The sequence below is a fragment of the Halalkalibacter sp. AB-rgal2 genome (assembly GCF_041821005.1).
Classification (GTDB): Bacteria; Bacillota; Bacilli; order Bacillales; family Bacillaceae_D; genus Halalkalibacter.
Genome location: NZ_JBGUAV010000061.1, coordinates 1 through 1,842 on the forward strand (window position 1 = coordinate 1; position 1,842 = coordinate 1,842).

The 1,842-nt window shown below is 38.1% G+C and carries 1 protein-coding gene; it reads left to right on the plus strand.

The features are described from left to right. Positions 1–146 precede the first annotated feature (146 nt). On the plus strand, positions 147–1,842 hold a 1,696-nt coding region (locus tag ACERJO_RS20915), incomplete at its 3' end, for an IS1182 family transposase (protein ID WP_373648775.1).

Consider the following 1,842-nt stretch of genomic DNA (forward strand, 5'->3'; position numbering starts at 1 on the left):
GGGGCTGTCCCAAAAGGTCATATTAAATGACCTTTATGGGCAGCCCTTTTTCCATAATTAATTTAAAAAAGTACACAAAAAAATCGCCCAATCGTTTAAAATGAAGTCACCACAACTAAACAAATTAAATGAAAGAGGCGATTTTTTTGAGTAACCATACAGCTACTTTCCAACAGTATAACATGAATCAATTAGTTCTTCCTATGGATTTCTCCGATTTAATTCCAGACAACCACGTCGTTCGTGTGGTAAACGACATGGTCAATTCCTTAAATGATGATCTTTTCTTCGAAGCTTATAAAGGTGGTGGTCGACCTGCTTATCATCCGAAAATGATGACCAAAATTATACTTTACGCGTATACGCAGAAGATGTTTTCCTGCCGAGAAATCGCGAAGGCCCTACAAGAAAATCTCCCAATGATGTGGATTGCGGCTCAACAAACTCCCGATTTTCGAACAATTAACCGTTTCCGCTCTGAACGGTTAAAGCCGTTAATTGAAACCGTGTTTTCAGAGCTAACTTGTCTACTCATTGAAGAGGGCTATGTAGACGGGAAGTCTTATTTTCTGGACGGAACTAAAATTGAGGCCAATGCCAATAAGTATTCCTTTGTTTGGAAAAAGAGCATCATTAACTATGAGGAAAAACTTCAAATTAAAATTGAAGAGATGCTTCAAGCTATCCAAGAACAGATTGAAGTCGATACAGCTCAGATCAAACAAGAAGATGCCACGTTTGAAAAGCCACGTATTTCTAGTGAGGCTCTTCAAATGGTTGTTCAATCCATTGAAGAGGAATTACAGAAAAAAGAAGCAGAAATCGAAAATACTCAAAGTAGAGAAGAAAAGAAAATTAAAAAAAGAGAATCAAAGCCTCTCCAAAAGCTACATCGAAAAGTAACAACCGATTACCTTCCTCGTCTTTTAAAATATGAGGAAGCTTTTGGGCTCTTTGGCGAGCGCAATAGTTATTCAAAAATTGATCATGACGCAACGTTTATGCGTATGAAAGATGACCATATGAACAATGGGCAACTAAAAGCTGGTTTCAATTGGCAAGTTGGAACTCAAAATCAATTTATTCTTTTTCATACACTTCACCACAACCCAACTGACACACGATGTCTTGAACCGCATGTTGGAGCTCTAAAAGTAAGTGGGGTCCCATTGCCAGATACATTAATTGCCGATGCTGGTTACGGTAGTGAATCAAATTATGTCGCAATGGAAGAAGAATCATTCGAAACACTGATCCCCTATAACACGTTTCGACAAGAACAAAAGGCATCCTTTTCAAAGAAAGTGTACCATCCTCATAATTGGAATTATGTTGAGAAGGATGATTTCTACTGGTGCCCCAACCAACGAAAGGTTGTTTTCAAACGTTATAGTAAAAAGACAGATAAGTACGGATATACTCGTGACTTTAAAATTTATGAATGTGAGTCTTGTGAGGGTTGTCCATTTAAAGCTGATTGTACAAAAGCAAAAGGGAATCGCCAGATTCACTACAATCCAGTTTACGAAGAATTGAAAGCGAAACAAAATCAAAAGTTAAATAGTGAAGAAGGCCGAACGCTCTACCAAAAAAGAAAAATCGATGTGGAGAGCGTATTTGGTCATATCAAACAAAATCTTGGCTTTCGAAGGCTCCACCTTCGAGGCAAAGAAAAAGTATATATAGAGCTAGGATTAATTGCCCTAGCACATAATATGAGGAAGCGAGCGATGGTAGACAGTCGCTCGCAAGACCAAAATAGTAGAAACAAAAATAAAAACCTGATGAGAAGTTTCAAAACTCCTCATCAGGCTTTATTTTTAGGGCTTTTGAGACAGCCCC